Source organism: Brevundimonas sp. AVps31 (assembly GCF_058681355.1).
In genome coordinates this window covers 521,580-543,852 of record NZ_CM178736.1, presented here as the reverse complement: position 1 = coordinate 543,852, position 22,273 = coordinate 521,580, and the positions used below count along the sequence as shown (strand labels likewise).

Here is a 22,273-nt window from a genome sequence, read left to right as displayed (position 1 = left end):
CCGCTACCGGGTTCCGAACAGCCGGTCGCCGGCGTCGCCGAGGCCCGGGACGATGTAGCCGTGGTCGTTCAGCCGCTCGTCCACGGCGGCGGTCCACACCGGCACGTCCGGGTGGGCGGCGCGCAGGCGGGCCAGGCCTTCGGGGGCGGCGACCAGGCAGACGAAGCTGAGGTTGGAGACCCCGCGCGCCTTCAGGCGATCGATGGCGGCAATCGCCGATCCGGCCGTGGCCAGCATGGGATCGACCACGATGCAGAGCCGGTCGGAGACGTCTTCCGGCGCGCGGAAATAGTATTCGACGGCCTCCAGCGTCTCGGGGTCCCGATACAGGCCGACGTGAGCGACGCGGGCCGAGGGGACGAGGTCCAGCATGCCCTCGACCAGTCCCAGGCCGGCGCGAAGGATGGGCACGAACACCAGCTTCTTGCCCTCGATCTTGCGGCCGGTGGTCGGCCCGACCGGCGTCTCCAGCGGCCAGTCTTCCAGCGGCAGATCGCGGGTGACCTCGTAGCAGAGCAGGGTCGAGATCTCGCGCAGCAGGGTGCGGAACTGGACGGTCGAGGTCTCCTTTGCCCGCATGATCGAGAGCTTGTGGGTGACCAGCGGGTGGTCGACGACGGTGACGCCGTCGGGGGCGGGAGCGGGCATCGGCGGTCCTGTCCTTGACGTGGGCCGGGAACACACACCGCCGACGGCCGGGTGTCCAGTCACTCGTCCGCTGGACGCGCCCGGCCGCGGTGACGATTCGACAGCGACTATGACGGGTTCCGCTTGACCGGAGGCCGGACGGCGCGGCTCATCGGGCCATGACAGGTTCATCAGATCTTTCTGCCGTGGTCATCGGAGCCTCGGGCGGCATCGGCACAGCCCTGGTCGCGGCGCTGGACGCGTCCGGCCGGTATGCGCGGGTGCACGCCTTCACCCGCTCGACCGGCCTCGATCTGGAGGATGAGGCGTCGATCGCGGCGGCGGCCGTCGAGATCGGCGCGGGGCCGCCGCCCGGCCTGGTGCTGGTGGCGACAGGGGTGCTGCATTCCGGGTTTGAGCCGGAACGAAGCTATCGGGCGCTCGACCCCGGCCAGATGGCGCGGGACTATCGCGTCAATACGATCGGACCGGCGCTGATCGCCAAACACCTGCTCCCGTTGCTGCCGCGCGACCGGCGCTCGGTCTTCGCGGCCCTTTCCGCGCGGGTCGGCTCGATTGGCGACAACCGGCTGGGCGGCTGGCACAGTTACCGAGCGTCGAAGGCGGCGTTGAATATGATCCTGCGCAACCTGTCGATCGAACTGGCGCGCACCCATCCGCAGGCGGTGGTGGCGGGGCTGCATCCCGGCACGGTCGACACAGGCCTGAGCGCGCCGTTCCAGCGCGGGGTGAAGCCGGACAAGCTGTTCAGCTCGGCCCGATCTGCGGCCCATCTGCTGGACGTGATCGACGGACTGACCCCGCAGGACAGCGGCGGCGTGTTCGCTTGGGACGGCACGCGCATACCCGAGTGACATAACGGCGAGAGGTCAGGCTTGACTCCCTCATACAGTATGTCGCATACACTGTGCATCACACACTATGTGACGCAACAGGAGGGCGCGGCGTGAGCCTCGATCCCGAACTTTTCGAAAGCATGCGGCTGGAACTGCGGCGCGGGTCGCTGGTGTTGGCCGTATTGGCCTGCCTGCGGACCGAGCAATACGGCTACAGCCTCCGCCAGGCGCTGGCGGCCGACGGGCTGGAGATGGAGGAGTCCACCCTCTACCCGCTGCTGCGCCGACTGGAGAGCCAAGGGCTGCTGCAGAGCGAATGGCGTGAGGAGGAGAAGCGGAAGAAGCGCTTCTACCTGCTGTCGCCCGGCGGCGTGTCGATGCTGGCCGCCCTGACTGATGAGTGGCGGGGCATCAACGCTTCGCTCGACAAGATTCTCTGAAATTCCGGGACCGAGGGAAAGTCTGATGGACCTGATTGATCGCTATCTGAACGCCGTCGCAGCCCAGCTGCCGCAAAGCCAGCGGGCCGACATCATCGCCGAATTGCGCGACATGATCCTGAGCCGCTTCGAGGAGAAGGAGGAGGCGTTGGGCCGTCCCCTGACCGAGGCCGAACAGGAAGACATCCTGCGCGACATCGGCCACCCGCTGGTGGTCGCCGCCCGCTATGGTTCGGGGCCGCAGCATGTGGTCGGCCCCGAGCTGTTCCCCTGGTGGATGTTCGGGGTGAAGGCGGGGCTGATCGTGGTCGTGGCCATCGCCATTCTGGGCGTACTCGTGCGGATCATCGTGGGTGACGTGGACACCGCGCAGGCCATCGGCCAGGCCTTCCGCAGCGTCTTCAACAGCGCCATCACACTGATCGGCTTCGCCACCCTCGCCGCCTTCATCATCGAACGGCAGAAGGAGAAGCCGAGCTTCCTGCGCGAATGGCGGGTCAAGGACCTGGGCCTGTTCGAGTTCGGCGGCGGGTTGAACGCTGAAGCCGTCCAGCGTGGGCTGACGGAGGGCGACTGGGGTCAGAGGACCGGTCGTCGCGGTCGTCGCGGCGCCTCGCCCGTGGGGCGCGCCATCGCCAGCGCGGTCGGCTGGGCCGTGGTCCTGCTGTGGTGGGTCGGCTGGCTGCCGGTGACGCATACGACGCCCGAAACCTTCGGCGCGGTGGTCGGCGGCGTCGACTACGCCACCATGATGGGCGAGATCCACGCGCTGTTGTACTGGCCGGTGATCGCGTTCGGCCTGCTGCGGGTCCTGTTCGACCTGATGCGGGCGGCACGGCCGGACGGGGTGCGCTTCACGGCCTTGGGCGACATTGGCTTCGGCGCCGCCGAGGGTGTGCTGTTCGCCTGGCTGTGGCTCTATTCACCGCTGTCGAAAGTGGTCTTCGTCCCGACCATCGAGGCCTTCGTCGACCGTGTCCGCACCACGGTGGAGAACGGCTGGTGGCCCCTGCCCACCGTGCTGATGCTGTGCGTCGTCTTCGGCTTCCTGCATGCGGTCAGCAAGGTCATCGGCGGGACGATCCGACTGACGACGGGCGTCGACCGCCGCCTGCCGAAAATCGACTGAGCATCGAACCGAAAGTTCGGGCGTTAGGCCCCGGCGGCGATCCGGCCGCCGGGGTTTTTTCGTCGATGGGGCAGGCGTGACTTTGCAGCAGGGGCTGGCCTTCGGGCTGGTGGGATTGACCATCGTCGCCTTCATCTGGGGGCGCTTCCGCTATGACCTGATCGCGCTGGGGGCGCTGGTGCTGGGCCTCGCCATCGGGGTGATCCCGGCCGAGGCGGCCTTCGACGGGTTCCGGAACGACGTCACCGTGATCATCGCCGCGGCCTTGGTGGTCAGCGCGGCCTTCGCGCGCTCCGGCATCGTCGAACTGGCGTTGAAGCGGGTGCTGCCGCTGTTGAAGACCGAGCGCAGCCAGACGCCGGTCCTGACGCTGGCCGTCACCCTGCTGTCGATGGTGACCAAGAATGTGGGGGCGCTGGCCATCATGATGCCGGTGGCGCTGCAGGTCAGCCGCCGGACCGGTTCGTCGCCATCACGCCTGCTGATGCCTATGGCCTTCGGCGCCATGGCGGGGGGGATGGTCACCCTGGTCGGGACGGCGCCCAACATCATCGTGGCCGAGGTGCGCGCCGACCTGCTGGGAGAGCCGTTCGGCATGTACGACTACGCCCCCGTCGGACTGGTGCTGACGGCCCTGGCGCTGGTCTTCCTGGCCTTCGGCTATCGTCTTCTGCCGAAGGACCGCAAGGGCGCGGTCGGTTTGGGCGAGGCGCTGGCGGCGAACGGCTACGCGACCGAGGCGAGGGCGCCCGAGGGCTGGACCCTGCCGGTGCCGACGATCAAGGCCCTGACGGCGCTGGGTGAGGGGGAGGTGCGCATCCTGGCCCTGATCCGGGGCGGAAAGCGGTCCGCCAATCCCCGGGGCAACAGCAGGGTCCAGGCCGGCGACACCCTGCTGATCGAGGGCGGTCCCGCCGCCCTGGAAGCCTTCTTCGCCGCCAGCCGACTGCAGCTGGTCCGGGAGGACCGACCCGTGGCGCTGGAACAGCCCACCGACGAGGTGCAGGTGATCGAGGCCGTGGTCGGACGCAACTCCCCACTGGCGGGGCAGTCGGTTCGGGCTTCGGATCTTTACGGCCAGTACGGCGTCAACCTGATCGGGGTGTCGCGGAGCGGCTATGAGCTGACGCAGAAGCTGCGGTCGGCCAAGCTGCAGGCTGGCGACGTCATCCTGTTGCAGGGCGGGGAGGCAGGCCTGCCGACAGCGCTTCAGGCGCTGGACCTGCTGCCGCTGGCCGAGCGGGAGGTGCGGCTGGGCAGCGTGCGCAAGCGGTTCCTGCCGGCGGTGGTGCTGGCCGTCGCCATGACGCTGGTCGGTTTCGGCATCGTGCCTGTGGCGGTCGCCTTCTTCGGCGCGGCGGTGGTGATCGTGGCGCTGGGCGGACTGAAGATGCGCGAGGCCTATGCCGCGCTGGACGGGCCGCTGCTGATCCTGATCGCCGCCCTGATCCCGGTGTCGGACGCCATCCAGAAAACCGGCGGCGCGGACCTGATCGCAGCGGGAATGAGCGGGCTGTTCACCCACCTGCCCGGGGTGCTGGCGGTGGGCGGGCTGATGCTGGCCTCGATGGCCGTGACGCCCTTCCTGAACAACGCCGCCACGGTGCTGATCGTCGCCCCCATCGGGGCCAGTCTGGCGACCCAATTGGGCTACAATCCCAACGCCTTCCTGATGGCGGTGGCGGTCGGCGCGGCCTGCGATTTCCTGACTCCCATCGGCCACCAGTGCAACACTCTGGTGATGGGGCCGGGCGGGTATCGCTTCGGCGACTATGCGAGACTGGGCGCGCCGCTGAGCCTGCTGGTGCTGCTGGTCGGGCCGCCGCTGATCCTGTTGTTCTGGCCGCTTTGAGCGGAGCGGTCTGAGCGGCGCCTGGAAGGGCCGGAGGCGGAAAGTGATCAGTGGTTGGTGATTAGTGGTTCGATGCCGCAGGCCGGGCGCCCTGAGGCCGGGCGCCCTGAGGCCGGGCGCCTCCGTTTCCGGCCGTCAGCCACTAGTCACTAACCACTAATCACTGGCTGGGCTCACTGCCGACCAGCTGTGTATCGGCCCACGCCCATGTCCGAAAACCGCGAGCGTTCGTCGGCGCTCCGGCCTATCTTCCGCCCATGGAAAACGCCGATGCTCTTGATCAGGAGGCCTGCTATCGCGCCGTGCTGACGCGCGATGGGCGGTTTGACGGGCGGTTCTTCGGCTGTGTGAAGACGACCGGCATCTACTGCCGTCCGGTCTGCCCGGCGCGGACGCCGAAGCGGGAGAATATGATCTTCGTGGTCTCGGCGGCGGCGGCGGAGGAGGCGGGCTTCCGGGCCTGTCTGCGCTGTCGGCCGGAGACAGCGCCGGACATGGGCGCCTGGCGCGGGACCTCGAACACCGTCAGCCGGGCCCTGGCCCTGATCGAGGCGGGCGCGCTGGATGGAGGGGATGTGGATGCGCTGGCCGGGCGGCTGGGCGTAGGCGAGCGGCACCTGCGCCGGCTGTTTCGACAGCATCTTGGCGCGGCGCCGGTCAGTGTGGCGCAGACGCGCCGGGTGCTGCTGGCCAAGGCGCTGATCCACCAGACCGACCTGTCGATGGCGCAGGTGGCGCTGGCCTCGGGCTTCGGCAGCGTGCGGCGGTTCAACGAGACGTTTCAGGCCCTGTACGAGCGGCCGCCGTCAGCCCTGCGGCGGCGCGGCGAGCGGGCGCATGAGGGCGGGGTGGTCCTGAGCCTGCCCTATCGTCCGCCCTATGACTGGGACGCGATGCTGGCGGCACTGATCGCGCGCGGCGACACGGTCGAGGGGCGCAAATGGCGCCGACAACTGGTCCGCGAGATCGACGGCGCGGAGGGCATGGTGTTCGTTGCGCCGGGCGAGGTGGGCCGGGTGTCGGTCTGCGTCGAGACGACGGAGCTGAAGGCCCTGCCGGGGGTGCTGGCGCGCGTGCGGCGGGTGTTCGACCTGTCGGCGGACCCGGAGGCGATCGCGCGGGACCTGTCCGGCGATCCGCTGCTGGCGCCGCTGGTGACGACGCGACCGGGGCTGAGGCTGCCGGGCGACTGGGTCGATAAGGGCGCCGAACCGCCGAACGACCGACTGGATGAGGACCGCCTGACCGCGCGCGCCGAACGCTGGCGACCGTGGCGGGCCTATGGGGCGCTGCACCTTGCCGTGGCCGGGATCGACGCGACTGATGTGAAGGAGAGAGACGATGCCAAAGTCGCCGCCTGAGACCCTGACCCTGGACCGCGTGGCGACACCGGTGGGGGAGGTGCTGCTGATCACGGGGCCGGAGGGCGCCGTCAGGGCGCTGGACTTCGCCGGCTATGAGGACCGGATGCACCGGCTGCTGGCGCGGCACAGCCCGGGCGCGGCGCTGGTCGAGGGACGGTCGCCCGACCCCGTGCGATCGGCGGTACAGGCCTATTTCGGCGGCGATCTGAACGCGTTGGACGGGTTGCAGGTCCAGACCGGCGGGACGGCTTTCCAAAGGTCGGTTTGGGCGGCCTTGCGAGCCATTCCGGCGGGCCAGACCCGAACCTACGGTCAGCTGGCGACGGCGATCGGCGCGCCGAAAGCCATGCGCGCGGCGGGGCTGGCGAATGGTAAGAATCCTGTCGCGCTGATCGTGCCCTGCCACAGGGTGATCGGCGCCAATGGAACCCTGACGGGATATGCCGGGGGGCTGGAGCGCAAACGCTGGTTGTTGGCGCATGAAGGCGTGCCGCCGACCGCTTGACGACTTCGCAAGTCTGCGCGTCACTGCGCGCGGGTTGTGAGGGATTCAGCGATGAAGACAGTGCTTTTCGGGGCCTTGGCCGTGGTGACGGGGCTGGGACTGACGGCGGCGACGCAGGACGATGACTGGGAGTTCCAGCAGGACGCCGCGCGCAACATCACCATCGCCGCGGCGCGCTATGACGCCGGGCAGATCATCGTCGTGCAGTGCCGCGACAACAAGCTGACGGCCGTTCTGGGCGGCCTGCCGCAATCGGCGGATACGCTGCAGGTTCAGGCCAATCGGGCCGACGGGCGCAGCATCATGCAGAGCTGGCGGCCGGCCGGATCCCCGGGCGCCTACAGCTCGGTCGTAGCGGGTCGGGACGTGCGCTTCCTGCGCGGCGGCGGCCTCTACACCCTGCGGACCGCCGAGGGCGAGACGCCGGTGTTCCGCGGATCCTTCGACCTGCCGACGCAATCGGCCAATCTGGATCGCGTTCTGACCGCCTGCGGCTGGGCCACGGAGGATGATCGCGACCTTCTGGCCGAGGCGACCCAGGTCAGCCTGACGCGGCCGGGGGATGATGACGGCCCGCGCCGGCCGCAGGTCCAGATGCGCCGCGGGGCGCCCCGGACGTGGGAGCGGCAGCAGCCTGACGCCGCCGCCTCTCCCCCGCCGCCGCCGCCCCCGGCCGAGAATGGCGTCAGTTGCATCGTCCGCGCCCTGCACCTGCGGGATTGCCGGGCCGATCATCCGACCAGCGCGCAGGTACGGGAGGTGCGCGACTCGATCCGGCGCCTCGAGGGCGAAGAAGTCTACGCCGTCGCCGGCGCTGACGCCGCCGCCAGCGAGGGAAGGCTGGTGCGGCTGTCCGGGGGGCGAGTGACGATCATCGACTACATCTCCACAGTCCCTGCGCGATAGGTTTGACGATGGCCGGGGCTTGTAATCCCCGGCCATCGGCCTAGATTGTTCCTGCTTATGCTGAAAGTGAGCATAAGTCGGCGACCGACCGTCTGGTCAGGCCGCCGTTTTTCGGGTCTCGGATTTGCTCAAATCGAGCATAAGGGTGGATGCGATGGCGGACGGTGTGTTCGGACTGTCGAAAGAACTGGAGCGGGAGACCGCGCCGGTGTGGGAAAAGGTCAAGAACCATGTGACCCCGCTGGAATGGCCTACCCACGCGGCATTGATCAGCGAGATCAATGCGCTGAAGAAGTCGCGTGACGCCGTCATCCTGGCCCACAACTACATGACGCCGGAAATCTTCCACGGGGTCGGCGACTATGTCGGCGACAGCCTGGGGCTGGCCAAGGAAGCCGCTCGGTCGAACGCCAAGGTCATCGTCCAGGCGGGCGTGCACTTCATGGCCGAGACCTCCAAGATCCTGAGCCCGGACAAGACGGTGCTGATCCCCGACCTGAAGGCGGGTTGCTCGCTCGCCGAGGCGATCACGGGGGCGGACGTCCGCCTGATCAAGCAGCGCTATCCGGGTCTGCCGGTGGTCACCTATGTGAACACGACGGCGGACGTGAAGGCCGAGACCGACATCTGCTGCACCAGCGCCAACGCCGTGCAGGTGGTGGAATGGGCGGCGAAGGAGTGGGGCGTCGACCGGGTCATCCTGATCCCCGACGAATTCCTGGCGCGCAACGTGGCGGCCCAGACCGACATCGGCATCATCGCCTGGAAGGGCCGCTGCATCGTGCACGAGCGCTTCACCGCCGCGGACATCGCCGAGATGCGGGAGGCCTATCCCGGCGCGGAGATCCTGGCTCACCCGGAGTGCCCCGAGGAAATCCTGGCCGCGTCCGACTTCGCGGGCTCGACTGCGGCGATGACCGACTACATCACGGCGCGCAAGCCGAAGCAGGTGGTGCTGATCACCGAATGCTCGATGGCGTCCAACATCAAGGGCGATGTGCCCGAGGTGAACTTCATCGGCCCGTGCAACATGTGCCCCTACATGAAGCGGATCACGCTGGAGAACATCCGTGACTGTCTTCGCGACATGAAGTTCGAGGTCACAGTGCCCGAAGAGATGATCGAGAAGGCGGCGCTGGCGGTGCAGCGGATGATTGATTTGCCGCCTCCTGCTGTTCCGGCGCGCTACGACCTCGTAAAGGCCCGGCATCATGTGGATGTGGAGCTGATCTGACGTGGTTCGTGTGTGGCGTGTGCCGTTTGGTTATCTGATCCTGATCTGGCGCGACCGCCAGCGCTGGATCGCCTTCAAAGCGGTGAGCGATCTCCGTCGGGTCTACGAAACCCTGGCGCGCCGGGGCGTGCCCAAGAACCTGCTGCGCGCGGCGCTGGTGCGGGCCGATCCCGCCGGCGCCCGGGCGCACAATCTGGACTGATCCACATGTACTATGTCCCGCCCGTCCGCGCCGTCGCGACCGTTGATCGCAAGACCCTGCGGCTTCTCGCCGTACTGGCCTTGTGGCTGAAGGCGGAAAAGGCCACGTCGCGGGGATGAGTGACACAGACACCCCCCGCCGTCCCGGCCCTTGGGACGCCCGTCCCGATGACGTCGTCGCGTCTCCTGCGCCGCATGAGCCCGAGCGCCCCGCCCCGGCCGTGCGCGGACAAAGCCCGACGTCGGCCCTGATCTCTACCCTCGTTCTGGGCGTGGTGGTCTATCTGCTGACCGGCAGTCTGGTCATGGTCGTCGCCCTGCTGTTCGGCATTCTGGTGCACGAGGCAGGACACGCGCTGGCGATGAACCGGCTCGGCATGGGCCCGGCGCGCATCTATATCCTGCCCATCCTCGGCGCGACCGTGGGCCAGCGTCCGGCCAAGAGCGAGTGGCATGACGTGTTGGTGTCGCTGGCCGGCCCGGCCTTCGGCCTGCTGGCGGCCATCCCCTTCATCGGCCTGTTCTTGTGGACCCGTCAGGCGATCTGGCTGGACGCCACCTTCGTCATCGCCTTCCTGAACCTGGTCAACCTGGCCCCCGCGCCGCCGCTGGATGGCTCGCGCGCGCTGGGGCCTGTGCTGGCGATGATCCACCCGATGGTCGAGCGCGTCGCGATGATTGTTATCGGCGTGCTGGCTGTTTTCTGGGGCGCCTCGAACGGCATGTGGCTGTTCGCCATCTTCCTCGGCATCGCCCTGATCGGGACTTTGAAAAGCGGGCTGTGGCGGCCGAAGGCGCGCAAGCTGACGGGGGGCGAAGCGGCGAGGTCGGTCGGGCTTTATCTGCTGACCGCCGCCGCCTGTATGGCGGTCGGTCTGGCGGCCATCCTGCCCGGCGTCGAGAACATGGCCGAGGGTGTGGCCCATGGCGCCCGCTTCTTCGGGATCGGCTGATGAACCGTATCCGCCACGACGGGCCTCTGGTGATTGGCGGCGGGCTGGCCGGTCTGTCGACCGCGCTGGAGGCCGCGCCGCGCAAGGTGCTGGTGATCACGCCCGCCCCCCTGCTGCAGGCCTGCTCCTCCGCCTGGGCGCAGGGCGGAGTGGCGGCGGCGCTGTCGGCGGAAGACGACCCCGCCCTGCATGCGGCCGATACGGCCGCCGCCGGCGCGGGGCTGGTGGACCCGGAGGTCGCCCGGGCCCTGACCGGGGACGGCAGGGAAACGGTCGAATGGCTGGCCTCGCTGGGCGCGCCCTTTGATCGCGATGCCGACGGCGGCTTCTCCGTCAGCCTGGAGGCGGCTCACTCAAAGGCCCGGGTCGCCCGCGTGGGCGGCGACGGCGCCGGCCGGGCCATCCTGTCGGCCTTGGTCGCCAGTGTTCGGGCGGCGACGCATATCGAGGTATGGGAAAACGGCCGCCTGCGCGCGCTGGTGCAGGACGCAACGGGGCGGGTGCGCGGCGCGGTGATCGAACGTGACGGGCGTCTGACCGAGGTTCTGGCCCCGGCAGTGGTGCTGGCGACAGGCGGGGCGGGCGGGCTGTACGCGCGCACGACCACCCCGGCCGCCCTGCTGGGCGAGGGGATGGCGCTGGCCTGGCTCGCGGGGGCGGACATCCTTGATCCGGAGTTCGTCCAGTTTCACCCCACCGCCATCGACGTGGGGCTGGACCCCATGCCGCTGGCGACCGAGGCGTTGCGGGGCGAGGGCTCGCGCCTCATCGACGCCGAGGGGCGTTTCCTGCTGGGCGATGCGCCCGACGCCGATCTGAAGGCCCGCGACGTCGTCGCCCGCGCTGTGCATCAGGCGCGGTCCGAGGGGCGCGGCGCCTATCTGGATGCCCGCGCGGCGGTGGGGGACAAGTTCCCGCACGAGTTTCCCGCGGTATTCGCCGCCTGTATGCGCGCCGGTCTGGACCCGCGTGAAACCCCGATCCCGGTAGCGCCGGGCGCCCACTACCATATGGGCGGCATCGCCGCCGGACTGGACGGGCGCACCAGCCTGCCGGGCCTGTTCGCTGTGGGAGAGTGTGCGGCGACCGGCGTCCACGGCGCCAATCGTCTGGCCTCCAACTCCCTGCTTGAGGCCGCCGCCTTCGGACGCCGCACAGGCCGCGCCGTCGCCGACGAGACCGGCGGGGAGGGCGAGACGTTGAAGCCGGTGGTCGCCCCCGACCTGACCCCCGAGGCTCTGACGGCGCTGCGCGTGACCATGAGCGACAATGTCGGCGTGGTGCGCGACGCCGAGGGGTTGACTCGCGCGCTGGTGCTGATGGAGCGGCTGGAACAGGTGGCGCGCGGGGCCTTGCCGATTCTGGCCGCCCGCCTGATCGCCGGGGCGGCGCTGGAGCGCCGCGAGAGCCGGGGTGGCCACTATCGGTCCGACTATCCGAACACCAACGCCGGCGCCCGCCACACCCGCCTGCATCGCGATCCCGCCGTCGCCGTCGCCGCTGAGTGATCTGAATGACCCCGACCCTGCCTGACGTTCTGATCGAGCCCATCGTCCGGCTGGCGCTGGCCGAGGATCTGGGGCGGGCGGGAGATGTGACGGCCAGGGCCTGCATCCCCGAAGGGGCGCGGATGCGCGCGGTGTTCGCGGCGCGCAAGCCGGGCGTGCTGGCGGGGATCGACTGTGTTCGATTGGCCGTGCTGGCGATGGACCCGAAGGCGGTGATCGATCTGAAGCTGCGCGACGGGCAAGCCTTCGAGGCGGGCGCCGTCCTGGCCGAGGTCGAGGCCGACGCCCGCGCCTTCCTGTCGGCCGAGCGGACGGCGCTGAACCTGTTGGGGCGGCTGTGCGGCATCGCCACCCTGACCCGGCGCTATGTGGACGCCGTCGCCGGGACGACGGCGCGGGTCGCCGACACCCGCAAGACCACGCCTGGCCTGCGCGCGCTGGAGAAGCATGCGGTGCTGTGCGGCGGCGGCCTGAACCATCGGTTCGGGCTGGATGACGCCATCCTGATCAAGGACAACCACGTCGCCGTCTGTGGTGGCGTCGGCGAGGCCGTGCGCCGGGCGAAGGCGGCGGCGGGCCACCTCATGAAGGTCGAGGTCGAGGTGGACGGGCTGGATCAGCTGGACGAGGCGCTGGCGGAGGGGCCGGATGTCGTCATGCTGGACAACTTCAGCCTGGCGGACCTGCGAGAAGCCGTGACGCGCGTGGCGGGCCGGGTGACCCTGGAGGCGTCCGGCGGAGTCAGTCTGGACACGATCCGTGCGATTGCGGAGACCGGCGTAAACGTGATCTCGGTCGGCGCCCTGACCCATTCGGCGGCGTCGCTGGATATTGGTCTGGACGCGATCTGATCCGTTGGCGAGGCCGCCGTCCCGGAACGACCCGGGCGGCCGATGGTTTTCTTCCCGACACGGAAGGAGACGACCGATGACCGAACGTCCCGGAATCCCCAAAGAGCCGCGCAGCTTTGCGGATCGTGGCGGCCAGTCGGTGGACATGGCCCTGCACGTGGACGGTGGCGACCTGAGCACCGACGTCCTGTCAGCAAAGCGCGGCGACGCCGACGCGAGTCTCAAAGCGAGAGGCCGTTACGGCAGCCTGCGCCAGAACCTGACCACCCACTGGAAGGTTCAGGAGCGTTGAAGCGACGGGGTCAGGCGGCCGGTGCTTCGGCCGCCGACGGCATGATCGGGGTGGCAGGCGTGCTTGCCTGCGCCGGCGTCTGGGCCGGGGCGGCCGGCGCAGCGAGGTAGGGCACCGGGCCGGTTTGCGGCGTGGTGTCCAGATCGGCCTGGATCAGGCGGGGCGCGTGTGCATCGGTGGAGCGCTGGGCGGCGTAGCTGAAGGCTGCGCTGGCGCCGGAACGGCCGCCGAAGCGGTAGAACAGATGGTCGCCGACCTGCGCCACGCGGATCAGGCTGTTCCGCCATTGCGGGGCGACGCCCGTGGTGTGGAAATGGGTGGCGTTGCCAACGTTGCCATAAACGGAGCCGGACAGGGCCGAAGATGCCACCGCGCGGGCCCGGTCCCAGGCGCCGGTGTTGACGCGACCGCGCATGGAGCCGTCACAGGTAAAGCTGAACTGACAGCCGGTTCGACGACCCGCGCCCTGGAAGACGACGCCGCAGACGCTCTTGGGGAAGGCCGGGTGACGCGCGCGGTTCAGAACGACCTGGGCCACGGCGCGCATGCCGTCGCGTCCTTCGCCACGCGCTTCATAATAGACGGCCTGGGTCAGGCAATCGAGATCGCGCGAGGCTTCGAGCGCGCCGCCGAGACGGAAGGGCTGCGCAGCGACGGGGGCCGACAGGTTGACCTGGCGCAGACCGGCGCCAGGCGTGGTCCCACCGCGAAGCTGTTCCAGACGGGCGGTGAGGAGTTCGGCCTGACGGTCACGCTGGGTCGGGCCGGCCACGGTGTAGGGGTCGTGACGGCGCGCGATAGTCAGGGCGCTTTCGTCGAGTCCGCCGGCGGCGGCGGCAAGGGCCTCTTCCGTGAAGCCCGCGGCGGCGGCGCCGTCGAGACGTTGCGCCTGTCCCTGTACAGTCGAAGCCTTGGCTGCCGCGCCGCCCAGATAGGCGCCGCCGACGGCCAGTCCCACAAGTGCGCCGAACATCACCGCTGCTGTCGCGGGCCGGATCTTGGCCACGTGTTCAGCAGGCAGGGTCGCGCGCGTCTGCGAGGGTTTCGACAAAGGCTCAGTCCTGTTCGGCAGGGCGCAGTGCCGCCCTCGGGTAGTCTCGCTGCCGGGCGACGGGGTCGCGGACCGGAGCAACAGTTCCGATGTTCGGCGAACGGCCGGGCTTCGGAGGACGCGCCTTAAGCCAGCCATTTGTGGCGCCAATGTGGTTGATTCGCAAGATTCGTGTGCGCTGCAACATCGCGTGATGCGATCTGTGAAACCGGCAATGGTTCGCGCCGATAAATGAAGACGGACGGGCCAGTTAATGTACGATATACTGTATTGATCATCGCTCGCTCTTCATGGGGGTGTGCGGTGCGGGGATGCGGTAGTCTTTGTGGCGGCGATGGACTGTTCTTTGTAGCGCGCACTGGCCGAATTGCGACTTCCGGTTACTGCGGGGAACCCTTACGGCCACGCTGACGTTTGATTAAGGAACAGGAGAACCATCATGCGCCGTATTTCCACCGCCCTCGTCCTCGCGATCGCCACACTCGGTGCGGCCGCCTGCGGGCACAGCATTGAACAGAAGGCGGCCACCGGCGCCGTCGCCGGAGCCGTCGTGGCCGGCCCTGTGGGCGCTGCGGTGGGTGGCGCGGCCGGCGCTGCTGTCGGTCACGCCCAGCGCCCCAACTGACACACTGAGGGGGTCGCGGGCGCCTGATTGGCCTCGCGACCTTGCTTTTTGACCCCATAAGGGGGTAGCGGACCCGCCCGGGGCTGAGCGCAGCGCTCGCCCCGGCGCAAGCGCATTTGACAATCGATCAAGGATACGACGACTCCACGCATGAGAGATCTGAAACAAACCGGCTTCACCGATCGCCTGACCACCCAGCAAGAGGCCAAGAAGGCCCTGCTTGCGAAGTTCAAGCCCAAGGCCGCCGCCCCCGACCCCGAATTCGAAAAGCTCGCCGCCAAGCGCGCCGCCGAGAAGGAAGCCCTGCGTCAGCAGCACGAGCTGGCCAAGGCCGAGCAGCGTCGCGAGAAAGCCGACAAGGACGCCGCCCGTCTGGCCGCCCAGCAGGCCGCCCAGGACGAGGTGGACGCCGAGAAGCGCGCCGCCCGCAAGGAGCGCAAGGCGCTGACCAAGGAAGAACAGAAGGCTGCGCGCGATGCGCGCTATGCAGCCCGCAAGGCGCGTTCGCGCTGATCGGCTGACGATCTCCCGCGGCGGCCCGAGGCGGCCGCGGGCGTCACTCCGCTCCGGCGGGAACCTGCCCCAGTATTTCCGCCAGTTGCTCGCCTGAGTAGGGCTTTCGCAGGAATGGCCATGGCGCGTCCGACAGGGCGGCGTCCACATCCTCGCCGGCATAGCCCGAGGTCAGGACGATACGCATGTCCGGCCACTCGGTCGCACAGACCCTCGCCAATTCGATTCCGGTCATGCCGCCGGGCATGACGACGTCGCTCAGCATCAGGTCAAACCGCTCGACCCTCAGCATTTCCAGCGCGCGCGGCGCCGTATCGGCGCAAGCCACATCCATGCCCATGGCCGTCAGCAGCTCCAGGGCGATGGCCGCGACCCCGGCGTCATCCTCGACCAGCAGGATGCGACGGGTCGCGACCTGCGGGTAGGGCGAGGGCTCGCGCGACGCGGCTTCGAGCGCATGTAGCCGGTCCAGCGGCGGCAGATACAGGCGGATTTCAGTGCCGCGCCCCAACGTCGAGGCCACCCGAACGCCGCCGCCCGACTGGCGTGCAAAGCCATAGACCTGGCTAAGGCCCAGGCCGGTCCCCTTGCCGATGGCCTTGGTGGTGAAGAAGGGTTCGAACACGCGGGTCAGGACTTCCGGGTCAATACCCGCCCCATTGTCCGCGACGGTGACGCAGACGTAATCGCCTGCGTTCAACTCCGGCACCTCGCCGGCCTGCACCTCGCAGGCCATGGTCTGCACGGAGATCCTGCCGCCTTTCCGATCGCCCAGCGCGTCGCGAGCGTTGACGACGAGGTTCAGCAGGGCGGCCTCGAACTGTGACGGGTCGACGTTCACGCGGGCGCCGCCGCGGCGCAGCCTCAGCTTGAACTCCACCGCCTCGCCGACCGCGCGGCGCAGCAGGGGTTCGCTTTCGCGGATCAGTCCGTTCAGGTCCAGCGCTTCCGGCCTGAGGGCCTGACGGCGGGAGAAGGCCAGCAACTGGTGGGTCAGGCCCTCGCCCCGGCGCGCAGCGGCCAAAGCCGCCTCGCCCAGCTTTTTCTGGCGCGCGGCGTCGGCGGGTGAGCGCAGCATCATGTCCAGCGCGCCGATGACCACGGTCAGCAGGTTGTTGAAGTCATGCGCCACGCCGCCGGTCAGGCGACCGACAGCCTCCATGCGTTGGGCATGCATCAGGTCAGCCTCGGCCTTGGCCTTCTCGGCCATCGCTTCGCTGACCCGCTCCTCCAGCAGTTCGTTGATGCGCTTCAGGTCGTCCTCGGCCTGCCGGGCCTCGGTCACGTCGATGTTGGCGCCGACATACCCCTGGAACCGGCCCGCGCCGTCAAAGCGCGGAATGCCTTCACAGCGCAGCCAGCGACGGCCCATCTGCGGGTGGACGACCTCCATGATGGTCTCGTAGCGATCCCGCTGCTGGAGCGTGGTCAGGAAGCCGGAATAGGCATCCTGCAGTCCGTTCGCCGACATGGTGGCGATCCAGTTGGCCTGCAGGTCCTCTTCGCGATGAACGTTGAAGAAGGTGCGATAGCGCTTGTTGGCGAAAACAATCTCGCCCGCCTCATCGGTCATCCACATCTGGGCCGGGGCGCTGTCGGCGATGGTCCGGAAGCGGGTTTCGGACTCCATGAGCCGGGCCTGCGCCTCGCGGATGTCGGTCACATCGAAGGCCACGCCGACAAAGCCGATGACCTCGCCGTCCGCGTCGAGGCGGGGGCGCGAGAACGACTTCAGCCAGCGATACACGCCGTCGTGGCGCAGATAGCGCGCCTCCATCGAGAACGGCTGGCCGGTGGCCTCGCCGACCAGGGACTCCTCGATAATCCGCTTGTGGTCATCGACATGGATGACCGAGCGCCAGTCGGCCAGCCGGGCATCCTCGTAGCCGCCGCCGTTGTAGGCGACGTAAGCCTGGTTCACGAACTCGCGCACCCGGTCCTTGCCGGTCACCCAGATCAGCACCGGGGCCGTGTCGGCGATGGCGCGGAAGCGCTCCTCGCTCTCGCGCACGGCGCCCTCGGCACGGGCGCGCTCGATCTCACTCCATGTCCGGCCCGCCACGTCCTGCAGCAACTCGGTTTCCGCGTCGGTCCAGTGCCGCACAGTGGCGTTGTGAGCGTACAGAAAAGCCTGAAGGCGCCCTCCGCGGATCACCGGCGCGCGCATCAGGGCGCGGGTTTCCAGCCGTTCAAAGACCTCGCGGGCGTCGCGGGTCCGGCCATCCGTCTGGACGTCGGCGATCTGGATCAGCCGGCCTTCGGCCAGATCCGCGATCAGGTCCGCGCCGAGGTCGCTGAGGCTGAACCGGCCCTGTGCGCTGACCACGCCGGCCGTCCAGTCACGGCTCATGGAGACCAGCCCGAGCGCCTGATCGACCTCGCCGTAGCCGACGCGGTCGGCGCCCAGCTCGGCGCCCAAAGAGCGTTCGACCTCGTCCATGATCTCGTCGGGGGTCGTGAGGTCGCGAAGGCGGTCGGCCAGCCCCAGCAGGAAGGACTGCCGCCGCTCCTGCCTCGCAAGGGCGTCGATGGCGTCGCGTGTCTCGGTGATGTCGAACGCCATGCCGACATAGCCGAGGAAGGCGCCCTCGGCGTTGAAGCGCGGATTGACCGCCACCCGCATCCACCGCCAGGAGCCGTCGAACCGGCTGAAGCGCGCTTCGAAGCCGTACGGACGGTGGTCGGGACGAGCGACCTCCATCACCGCGTTGACGTCAGCCATGTCATCGGGGTGGATGCTCTGACGCCACACCGCGCCCAGAACGCGTTCAGCGGGTCGGCCGTAGAACTCGACCAGCGCCTTGTTCACTAACTCGACCTCGGCGTGGGCATTGGTCATCCACACAGGGGAGGGGGCGGTGTCGGCCATCAGGCGGAAGCGGGTCTCGCTCTCGCGCAGCGCGGCCTCGGCGGCCTTGGCCGCGGTGATGTCGACCACAACGGCGATGTAGCCCAGCACCTCTCCCGACGGATCGTTCAGGACGCGCAGGCTGGTCAGGGCCCAGACAATGGTTCCGTCGGGCCGGACATAACGCTTCTCGACCGTGCCGTCGCCGCCGGCCATCGCGCGGTTCAGCGCTGTCCTGGTGGAGTCCACGTCGTCCGGATGGGTCACGTCCACGGTGGTGATGCCGACCGCCTGTTCCGGCGTCAGACCCAGGATTTCGGCGAAGCGGGCATTGCTGCTGACCACCTGTCCGTTCAGCCCGACACGCGCGATGCCCGCCGACGCCTGTTCGACCATGGCCCGCAACTCCGACATCGTCTCTCCGACCAGACTGTCGGAGGCGCGCAGGCGTTTGTTGGTGTCGTCCAGATTGCGCAGGGTGGAGCGCAGGGAGGCGGCCAGAATTGTGCCGAAGATCGCGACGAAGGCGAAGCTGGTGACGCCGACAGTCAGGTTAACCGGATTGAACTCCAGCAGTCCGCCCATCAGCTGGGTCATGGCCACGGCGCCGATGATACTGATGACGATCGCAGAATAGCCTGCGATCTGCCCGCCCCAGAGAGCGGCGATCAGGACTGCGGGGATCAGGACGGTCAGGCCGCTGGCGCCGCCGAAAATCGGCTGGAGCAGCGCGCGAACCACCAGCCCCAGCATCCCGCACGTCAGGCCGGTCAGTACGGCCTGGCCGGGCCGTCCGGGCTGGGAAAGCGCCAGCTGTCTGAAGAACCTGTCCGCCCCCAAAGCCGCTTCTTTCCCCTGCGCTCATCGACATGGCGCGACTGACTGCAACGCTATGTCGATAAAGGCGTTCCCGAACGCCGCATAGAACCCTTTACAGGGCCAAGCTTCCGCCCGGCGGCCTTGGCTCACGGCCCTGCGGCGCCTAATTACAGCACTGCCCTACGACCTTCTTTCTCAGGACCTCCCCATGACCGTGACCATCGATACCGGCCTCAGCAAGACCGAACGCAACGACGTCGCCGAAGCTCTGACCAAGGTGCTGGCGGACAGCTTCGCCGTTTATCTGAAGACGCACGGCTATCACTGGAATGTCCGTGGGCCGGAATTCTTCAGCTTCCACAATCTGCTGGAGCAGCAATATCGCGACATCTGGACCGCGCTGGACGATATCGCCGAACGCATCCGCGCCTTGGGCGTGCTGGCTCCGCAAAGCTTCTCCGGGTTCGGAAACCTGACCTCGATCAAGGACGGCGACCCGGAGAAGGACGCCATCCCGATGCTGAAGGAGCTTCTGGAAGATCACGACACCCTGATCGCCACCGCCCGCGCGGCGTTCGAGGTGGCTGAATCGGCCGGTGACGAGGCCTCGGCCGACCTGATCACCCAGCGCCTGACCGCGCATGAGAAGTTCGCCTGGATGCTGCGTTCGACCCTCGGCGGTCGTTAAGCTTGACCGAACGGCGCTTTTCGGTCTGAAAAGCGCCGCTCTTGCCGGGCATAACCTTGCTCCGCCCCTCGGGCCGGACGCTTCGGAGACGGACCCTGACCACCACGACCCTGACCTCGGCTATGAAGACCTCGCGCCGGCTGGCCGCCGCCGCGCCTGTCGTGCTGGCCGTGTTCGGTGTCGCCATGGCCGCGTCCTCCACGCCGCGACCCGAGATCGACCGGCGCGTGGACGTGGTGCGGCGGGTGACCGGAGGGGATCTGTCCGACAAGGGCCTGGCCGCCATCGCCGCGCGGATGACGCCGTCGGAACTGGCGCTGGCCCAGCGTTTCGATCCCTCGGTGCGACAGGCGTCCTTTTACGGCCTGACGCCGGGTTGGGAGAATCTGACGCTGACCGGCAAGCCGACGCTGGACTTCGGCGAGACCGGTCTGGACGCCCTGCGCCTCAACGCCTCGACTCCCTCGGTCGCAGGCCAGTTGCGCCCGGCCCGTCCCTTCGCCTTCCGGCCCGCCTCGGCCGAGGACCGTCGCCGGGCCCAGCGCTGTCTGACGCAGGCCATCTATTATGAAGCGGCGCTGGAGCCGACCGAGGGGCAGGAAGCTGTCGCCCAGGTGATCCTGAACCGGGTCCGCGATCCCAACTACGCCAACACGGTCTGCGGTGTCGTCTTCCAGGGTGCGGAGCGGACGACGGGTTGTCAGTTCAGCTTCACCTGCGACGGCGCCCTGTCGCAGCAACCGGTCGCCTGGGCCTGGGATCGGGCGCGCAAGGTGGCCGACCGTGCCCTGGCCGGCTACGTCTCGACCAAGGTCGGCACGGCGACCCACTATCACGCCGACTACGTCCACCCCTGGTGGGCGCCGACGCTGAACAAGCTGACCCAGATCGGGGCGCACATCTTCTATCGCTGGAAAGGCGTTTACGGCGAACCGTCGGCCTTCCGTCAGGCCTATGCCGGACGTGAGCCCCTGATCGACGAGGCGCGATTCTCGCGTCCCCGCATCCGCCTGCCCGATGTGACCACGGCGGCTGACGCCGATGCCGCACTGGCGCTGGCCGCCGCCAACGGTCAGTCCGTGTCGCGCACGGTCGAGATCGACGGCCAGACCCGCGTCGTCGGGGTGACTTCGCTGGGCGGGCGCCGTCAGGCCACGACGCAGGACATCGCCGCGATCAACCAGCGGTTGGCCGCCTTTGAGTCTCCGGCCCCGACGGCGGCCCCGGCCGCCCCGCCGGCGCCCGGCGTCACCCCCATGTCCGTCGAGGAAGTCGGGCGGCCGGGCTCCTGAAAATCGACGTCGCCGGTGTTGCAACGTCCCCTCCGGCTTCGCATTAAAGTCGGACGACTGGCGCGCGGCGCCGCTTGAGGCCACGGCGTGCCAGATATCAGGACCGGAATGACCAGCGCGGCGGATCACGAGCGCATCGCCGCCCTGCGCGCCTACGGCATTCTGCATACGCCCGCGGAGTCCGCTTACGACGAACTGGTCGCGCTCGCGGCCCGCCTCTGCGACACCCCGACCGCCCTGATCAGCCTGGTCGCCGAGGATGAGCAGTGGTTCAAGGCTCGTGTGGGCCTGGACGCTGCCTCGACTCACAGGGACCTGTCCTTCTGCGACCACGCCATGCGCGGCGAGGGCGTTATGGTGGTGCCGGACGCGACGCTGGATCCCCGATTTTCAGACAATGCGCTGGTCACCGGCGCGCCTCACATCCGCTTCTATGCCGGCGCGCCTCTGGTCAGCCCCAGCGGGTACCGGCTGGGCTCCCTGTGTGTGATCGACGGTCGGCCACGGCCTGACGGTCTCTCGGACCTGCAAGCCGATGCCCTGACCGTGTTGGCGCACCAGGTCGTCACCCTCATGGAGCTGGGACGAGCGCGGACCGATCGCCACGAGGTCGATGACCAACTGGCCGAAAGCGAAGCCAAGTTCCGGGCAATCGCGGACTCCATGCCGCAGATGGTCTGGTCCACTCTCCCGGACGGGTTCCACGACTACTATAACGCCCGATGGTACGAGTTCACGGGCGTCCCCGCCGGCTCGACCGACGGCGAGGGATGGAACGACATGTTCCACCCCGACGATCAGGAGCCCGCGCGGCTCCGCTGGATGCAGTCGCTCCAGACCGGGGAGCCTTATGAGATCGAGTATCGCCTGAGGCACCGCTCGGGCGTTTATCGCTGGACGCTGGGCCGGGCCATGCCGATCCGCAACGAGGCGGGTGAAATCACCCGATGGTTCGGCACCTGCACGGACATCGACGACCTCAAGCGAATGGAGCAGTCCAAGGAGCTCCTCAGCCAGGAGCTCAGTCACCGGATCAAGAATATCTTCGCGGTGGTTTCGGCCCTGATCGCCCTGTCGGCGAGGCAGTTCCCGGAAGCCAAGGCCTTCGCGGCCGCGGTCCGCACCCGCATCAACGCGCTGGCGCGCGCGCACGAGTTCGTCCGACCGCATACCGAGACCTCGCGCCCGACCGTGGGCACGATGACGCTGCACGCCTTCCTGTCGGATTTGTTCAAGCCTTACACTGACGAGAAGGGTGGGGCGCGTATCCGCCTCACCGGCGACGACGCCACCTTTGACGATCAGGCCGCGACGTCCGTCGCCCTGCTGTTCCATGAACTGGCCACCAACGCGGCCAAATACGGGGCGCTGTCAGCGGTCGGCGGGCTGGTCGACGTGACCACCGTGAACGACGGCGACCGCTTCGTCCTGACCTGGCAGGAGACGGGCGGGCCCGCAGTCGCCGGGCCCCCGCAGCATAGCGGCTTCGGGTCGTCGCTCGCCACCTTGTCCGTGGAAGGACAGTTGGGCGGTCGGCTGGAACGGAAATGGGACGTCGGCGGTTTGCGCGTGGTCGCAAACCTTCCCGCCACCGCCCTGTCCAGACGCCGGGCGGCATTGGGTGTCTGATTAGCGACATTGGCGTGAAACCTGCATCGCTATCGTGCGTTCCCGTGGCGTGTCTTTCCGAGACACGGAGTTTTGAAAGCGTCGACTGC

21 protein-coding genes are annotated in these 22,273 nt (G+C 68.5%); 18 read left to right on the top strand and 3 right to left on the bottom strand.

The genetic code is table 11. The features are described 5' to 3' along the window. Positions 1-3: 3 nt before the first annotated feature. A complete protein-coding gene (gene upp / locus ACW174_RS02650; protein ID WP_492016148.1) occupies positions 4-648 on the bottom strand; it encodes a uracil phosphoribosyltransferase in 645 nt (214 codons plus the stop codon). 185 nt (positions 649-833) lie between these two features. On the opposite strand from upp, the gene ACW174_RS02645 reads away from it, so the two are divergent. The 13 genes from ACW174_RS02645 to ACW174_RS02585 all read left to right on the top strand — a co-directional run bounded on the left by ACW174_RS02645 (position 834) and on the right by ACW174_RS02585 (position 12,719). Continuing rightward, positions 834-1,502: an SDR family NAD(P)-dependent oxidoreductase gene (locus tag ACW174_RS02645; protein WP_492016147.1), complete on the top strand. Its 669-nt coding sequence runs from the start codon at positions 834-836 to the stop codon at positions 1,500-1,502. Positions 1,503-1,594: 92 nt separating this feature from the next. Then, positions 1,595-1,924: a PadR family transcriptional regulator gene (locus ACW174_RS02640; protein WP_492016146.1), complete on the top strand. Its 330-nt coding sequence runs from the start codon at positions 1,595-1,597 to the stop codon at positions 1,922-1,924. A gap of 25 nt (positions 1,925-1,949) precedes the next feature. After that, a complete protein-coding gene (locus ACW174_RS02635) occupies positions 1,950-3,053 on the top strand; it encodes an HAAS signaling domain-containing protein (RefSeq protein WP_492016145.1) in 1,104 nt (367 codons plus the stop codon). Positions 3,054-3,129: 76 nt separating this feature from the next. Then, on the top strand, positions 3,130-4,905 hold the full coding sequence (locus tag ACW174_RS02630; RefSeq protein WP_492016144.1) for an SLC13 family permease: 1,776 nt from the start codon (positions 3,130-3,132) through the stop codon (positions 4,903-4,905). A gap of 257 nt (positions 4,906-5,162) precedes the next feature. Then, a complete protein-coding gene (locus ACW174_RS02625) occupies positions 5,163-6,266 on the top strand; it encodes a bifunctional transcriptional activator/DNA repair enzyme AdaA (RefSeq protein WP_492016143.1) in 1,104 nt (367 codons plus the stop codon). Beyond that, a complete protein-coding gene (locus ACW174_RS02620) occupies positions 6,247-6,774 on the top strand; it encodes a methylated-DNA--[protein]-cysteine S-methyltransferase (RefSeq protein WP_492016142.1) in 528 nt (175 codons plus the stop codon). The genes ACW174_RS02625 and ACW174_RS02620 overlap by 20 nt, the downstream gene beginning before the upstream one ends. A gap of 51 nt (positions 6,775-6,825) precedes the next feature. After that, positions 6,826-7,680: a hypothetical protein gene (locus ACW174_RS02615; RefSeq protein ID WP_492016141.1), complete on the top strand. Its 855-nt coding sequence runs from the start codon at positions 6,826-6,828 to the stop codon at positions 7,678-7,680. 154 nt (positions 7,681-7,834) lie between these two features. Then, the gene (gene nadA, locus ACW174_RS02610; RefSeq protein WP_492016140.1) at positions 7,835-8,914 is read left to right on the top strand and encodes a quinolinate synthase NadA; all 1,080 of its coding nucleotides are present in this window, start codon (positions 7,835-7,837) and stop codon (positions 8,912-8,914) included. Between the two features lie 19 nt (positions 8,915-8,933). Continuing rightward, positions 8,934-9,116: a hypothetical protein gene (locus ACW174_RS02605; RefSeq protein ID WP_492016139.1), complete on the top strand. Its 183-nt coding sequence runs from the start codon at positions 8,934-8,936 to the stop codon at positions 9,114-9,116. 115 nt (positions 9,117-9,231) lie between these two features. After that, on the top strand, positions 9,232-10,068 hold the full coding sequence (locus tag ACW174_RS02600; RefSeq protein WP_492016138.1) for a metalloprotease: 837 nt from the start codon (positions 9,232-9,234) through the stop codon (positions 10,066-10,068). Continuing rightward, positions 10,068-11,576, top strand: coding sequence for an L-aspartate oxidase (locus ACW174_RS02595; RefSeq protein ID WP_492016137.1), 1,509 nt, complete (start codon positions 10,068-10,070; stop codon positions 11,574-11,576). Before ACW174_RS02600 ends, ACW174_RS02595 begins: the two co-directional genes overlap by 1 nt. Before the next feature lie 5 nt (positions 11,577-11,581). Beyond that, positions 11,582-12,427, top strand: coding sequence for a carboxylating nicotinate-nucleotide diphosphorylase (gene nadC / locus ACW174_RS02590; protein WP_492016136.1), 846 nt, complete (start codon positions 11,582-11,584; stop codon positions 12,425-12,427). 76 nt (positions 12,428-12,503) lie between these two features. Further along, positions 12,504-12,719, top strand: coding sequence for a hypothetical protein (locus ACW174_RS02585; protein WP_492016135.1), 216 nt, complete (start codon positions 12,504-12,506; stop codon positions 12,717-12,719). A 10-nt stretch (positions 12,720-12,729) separates the two neighbouring features. Here ACW174_RS02585 and ACW174_RS02580 read toward each other — a convergent pair whose 3' ends face one another. After that, a complete protein-coding gene (locus ACW174_RS02580; protein ID WP_492016134.1) occupies positions 12,730-13,770 on the bottom strand; it encodes a cell wall hydrolase in 1,041 nt (346 codons plus the stop codon). Between the two features lie 439 nt (positions 13,771-14,209). On the opposite strand from ACW174_RS02580, the gene ACW174_RS02575 reads away from it, so the two are divergent. Together ACW174_RS02575 and ACW174_RS02570 are read left to right on the top strand one after the other, a co-directional pair. Continuing rightward, the gene (locus ACW174_RS02575; protein WP_492016133.1) at positions 14,210-14,395 is read left to right on the top strand and encodes a hypothetical protein; all 186 of its coding nucleotides are present in this window, start codon (positions 14,210-14,212) and stop codon (positions 14,393-14,395) included. A gap of 150 nt (positions 14,396-14,545) precedes the next feature. Continuing rightward, positions 14,546-14,908, top strand: a complete 363-nt coding sequence (locus ACW174_RS02570; protein WP_492016132.1) for a DUF6481 family protein — start codon at positions 14,546-14,548, stop codon at positions 14,906-14,908. Positions 14,909-14,951: 43 nt separating this feature from the next. Here the strand turns inward: ACW174_RS02570 and ACW174_RS02565 are convergent, their stop codons facing one another. Then, complete coding sequence (locus ACW174_RS02565) at positions 14,952-18,596, bottom strand: PAS domain S-box protein (protein ID WP_492016131.1); 3,645 nt, start codon at positions 18,594-18,596, stop codon at positions 14,952-14,954. 187 nt (positions 18,597-18,783) lie between these two features. Here ACW174_RS02565 and ACW174_RS02560 point away from each other — a divergent pair, with 187 nt between their 5' ends. The 3 genes from ACW174_RS02560 (at position 18,784) to ACW174_RS02550 (ending at position 22,184) form a co-directional block, all read left to right on the top strand. Then, positions 18,784-19,263, top strand: a complete 480-nt coding sequence (locus ACW174_RS02560; RefSeq protein WP_492016130.1) for a Dps family protein — start codon at positions 18,784-18,786, stop codon at positions 19,261-19,263. Between the two features lie 122 nt (positions 19,264-19,385). Next, the gene (locus ACW174_RS02555) at positions 19,386-20,555 is read left to right on the top strand and encodes a cell wall hydrolase (RefSeq protein ID WP_492016129.1); all 1,170 of its coding nucleotides are present in this window, start codon (positions 19,386-19,388) and stop codon (positions 20,553-20,555) included. Positions 20,556-20,663: 108 nt separating this feature from the next. Then, positions 20,664-22,184, top strand: coding sequence for a sensor histidine kinase (locus tag ACW174_RS02550; protein WP_492016128.1), 1,521 nt, complete (start codon positions 20,664-20,666; stop codon positions 22,182-22,184). Positions 22,185-22,273: the final 89 nt, after the last annotated feature.

Coding starts and splice junctions, on each gene's coding strand:
- upp (WP_492016148.1), bottom strand. CDS start 648: ATGCCCGCTCCCGCCCCCGACGGCGTCACCGTCGTCGACCACCCGCTG.
- ACW174_RS02635 (WP_492016145.1), top strand. CDS start 1,950: ATGGACCTGATTGATCGCTATCTGAACGCCGTCGCAGCCCAGCTGCCG.
- ACW174_RS02625 (WP_492016143.1), top strand. CDS start 5,163: ATGGAAAACGCCGATGCTCTTGATCAGGAGGCCTGCTATCGCGCCGTG.
- ACW174_RS02620 (WP_492016142.1), top strand. CDS start 6,247: ATGCCAAAGTCGCCGCCTGAGACCCTGACCCTGGACCGCGTGGCGACA.
- ACW174_RS02615 (WP_492016141.1), top strand. CDS start 6,826: ATGAAGACAGTGCTTTTCGGGGCCTTGGCCGTGGTGACGGGGCTGGGA.
- nadA (WP_492016140.1), top strand. CDS start 7,835: ATGGCGGACGGTGTGTTCGGACTGTCGAAAGAACTGGAGCGGGAGACC.
- ACW174_RS02600 (WP_492016138.1), top strand. CDS start 9,232: ATGAGTGACACAGACACCCCCCGCCGTCCCGGCCCTTGGGACGCCCGT.
- ACW174_RS02595 (WP_492016137.1), top strand. CDS start 10,068: ATGAACCGTATCCGCCACGACGGGCCTCTGGTGATTGGCGGCGGGCTG.
- nadC (WP_492016136.1), top strand. CDS start 11,582: ATGACCCCGACCCTGCCTGACGTTCTGATCGAGCCCATCGTCCGGCTG.
- ACW174_RS02585 (WP_492016135.1), top strand. CDS start 12,504: ATGACCGAACGTCCCGGAATCCCCAAAGAGCCGCGCAGCTTTGCGGAT.
- ACW174_RS02575 (WP_492016133.1), top strand. CDS start 14,210: ATGCGCCGTATTTCCACCGCCCTCGTCCTCGCGATCGCCACACTCGGT.
- ACW174_RS02570 (WP_492016132.1), top strand. CDS start 14,546: ATGAGAGATCTGAAACAAACCGGCTTCACCGATCGCCTGACCACCCAG.
- ACW174_RS02560 (WP_492016130.1), top strand. CDS start 18,784: ATGACCGTGACCATCGATACCGGCCTCAGCAAGACCGAACGCAACGAC.
- ACW174_RS02555 (WP_492016129.1), top strand. CDS start 19,386: ATGAAGACCTCGCGCCGGCTGGCCGCCGCCGCGCCTGTCGTGCTGGCC.
- ACW174_RS02550 (WP_492016128.1), top strand. CDS start 20,664: ATGACCAGCGCGGCGGATCACGAGCGCATCGCCGCCCTGCGCGCCTAC.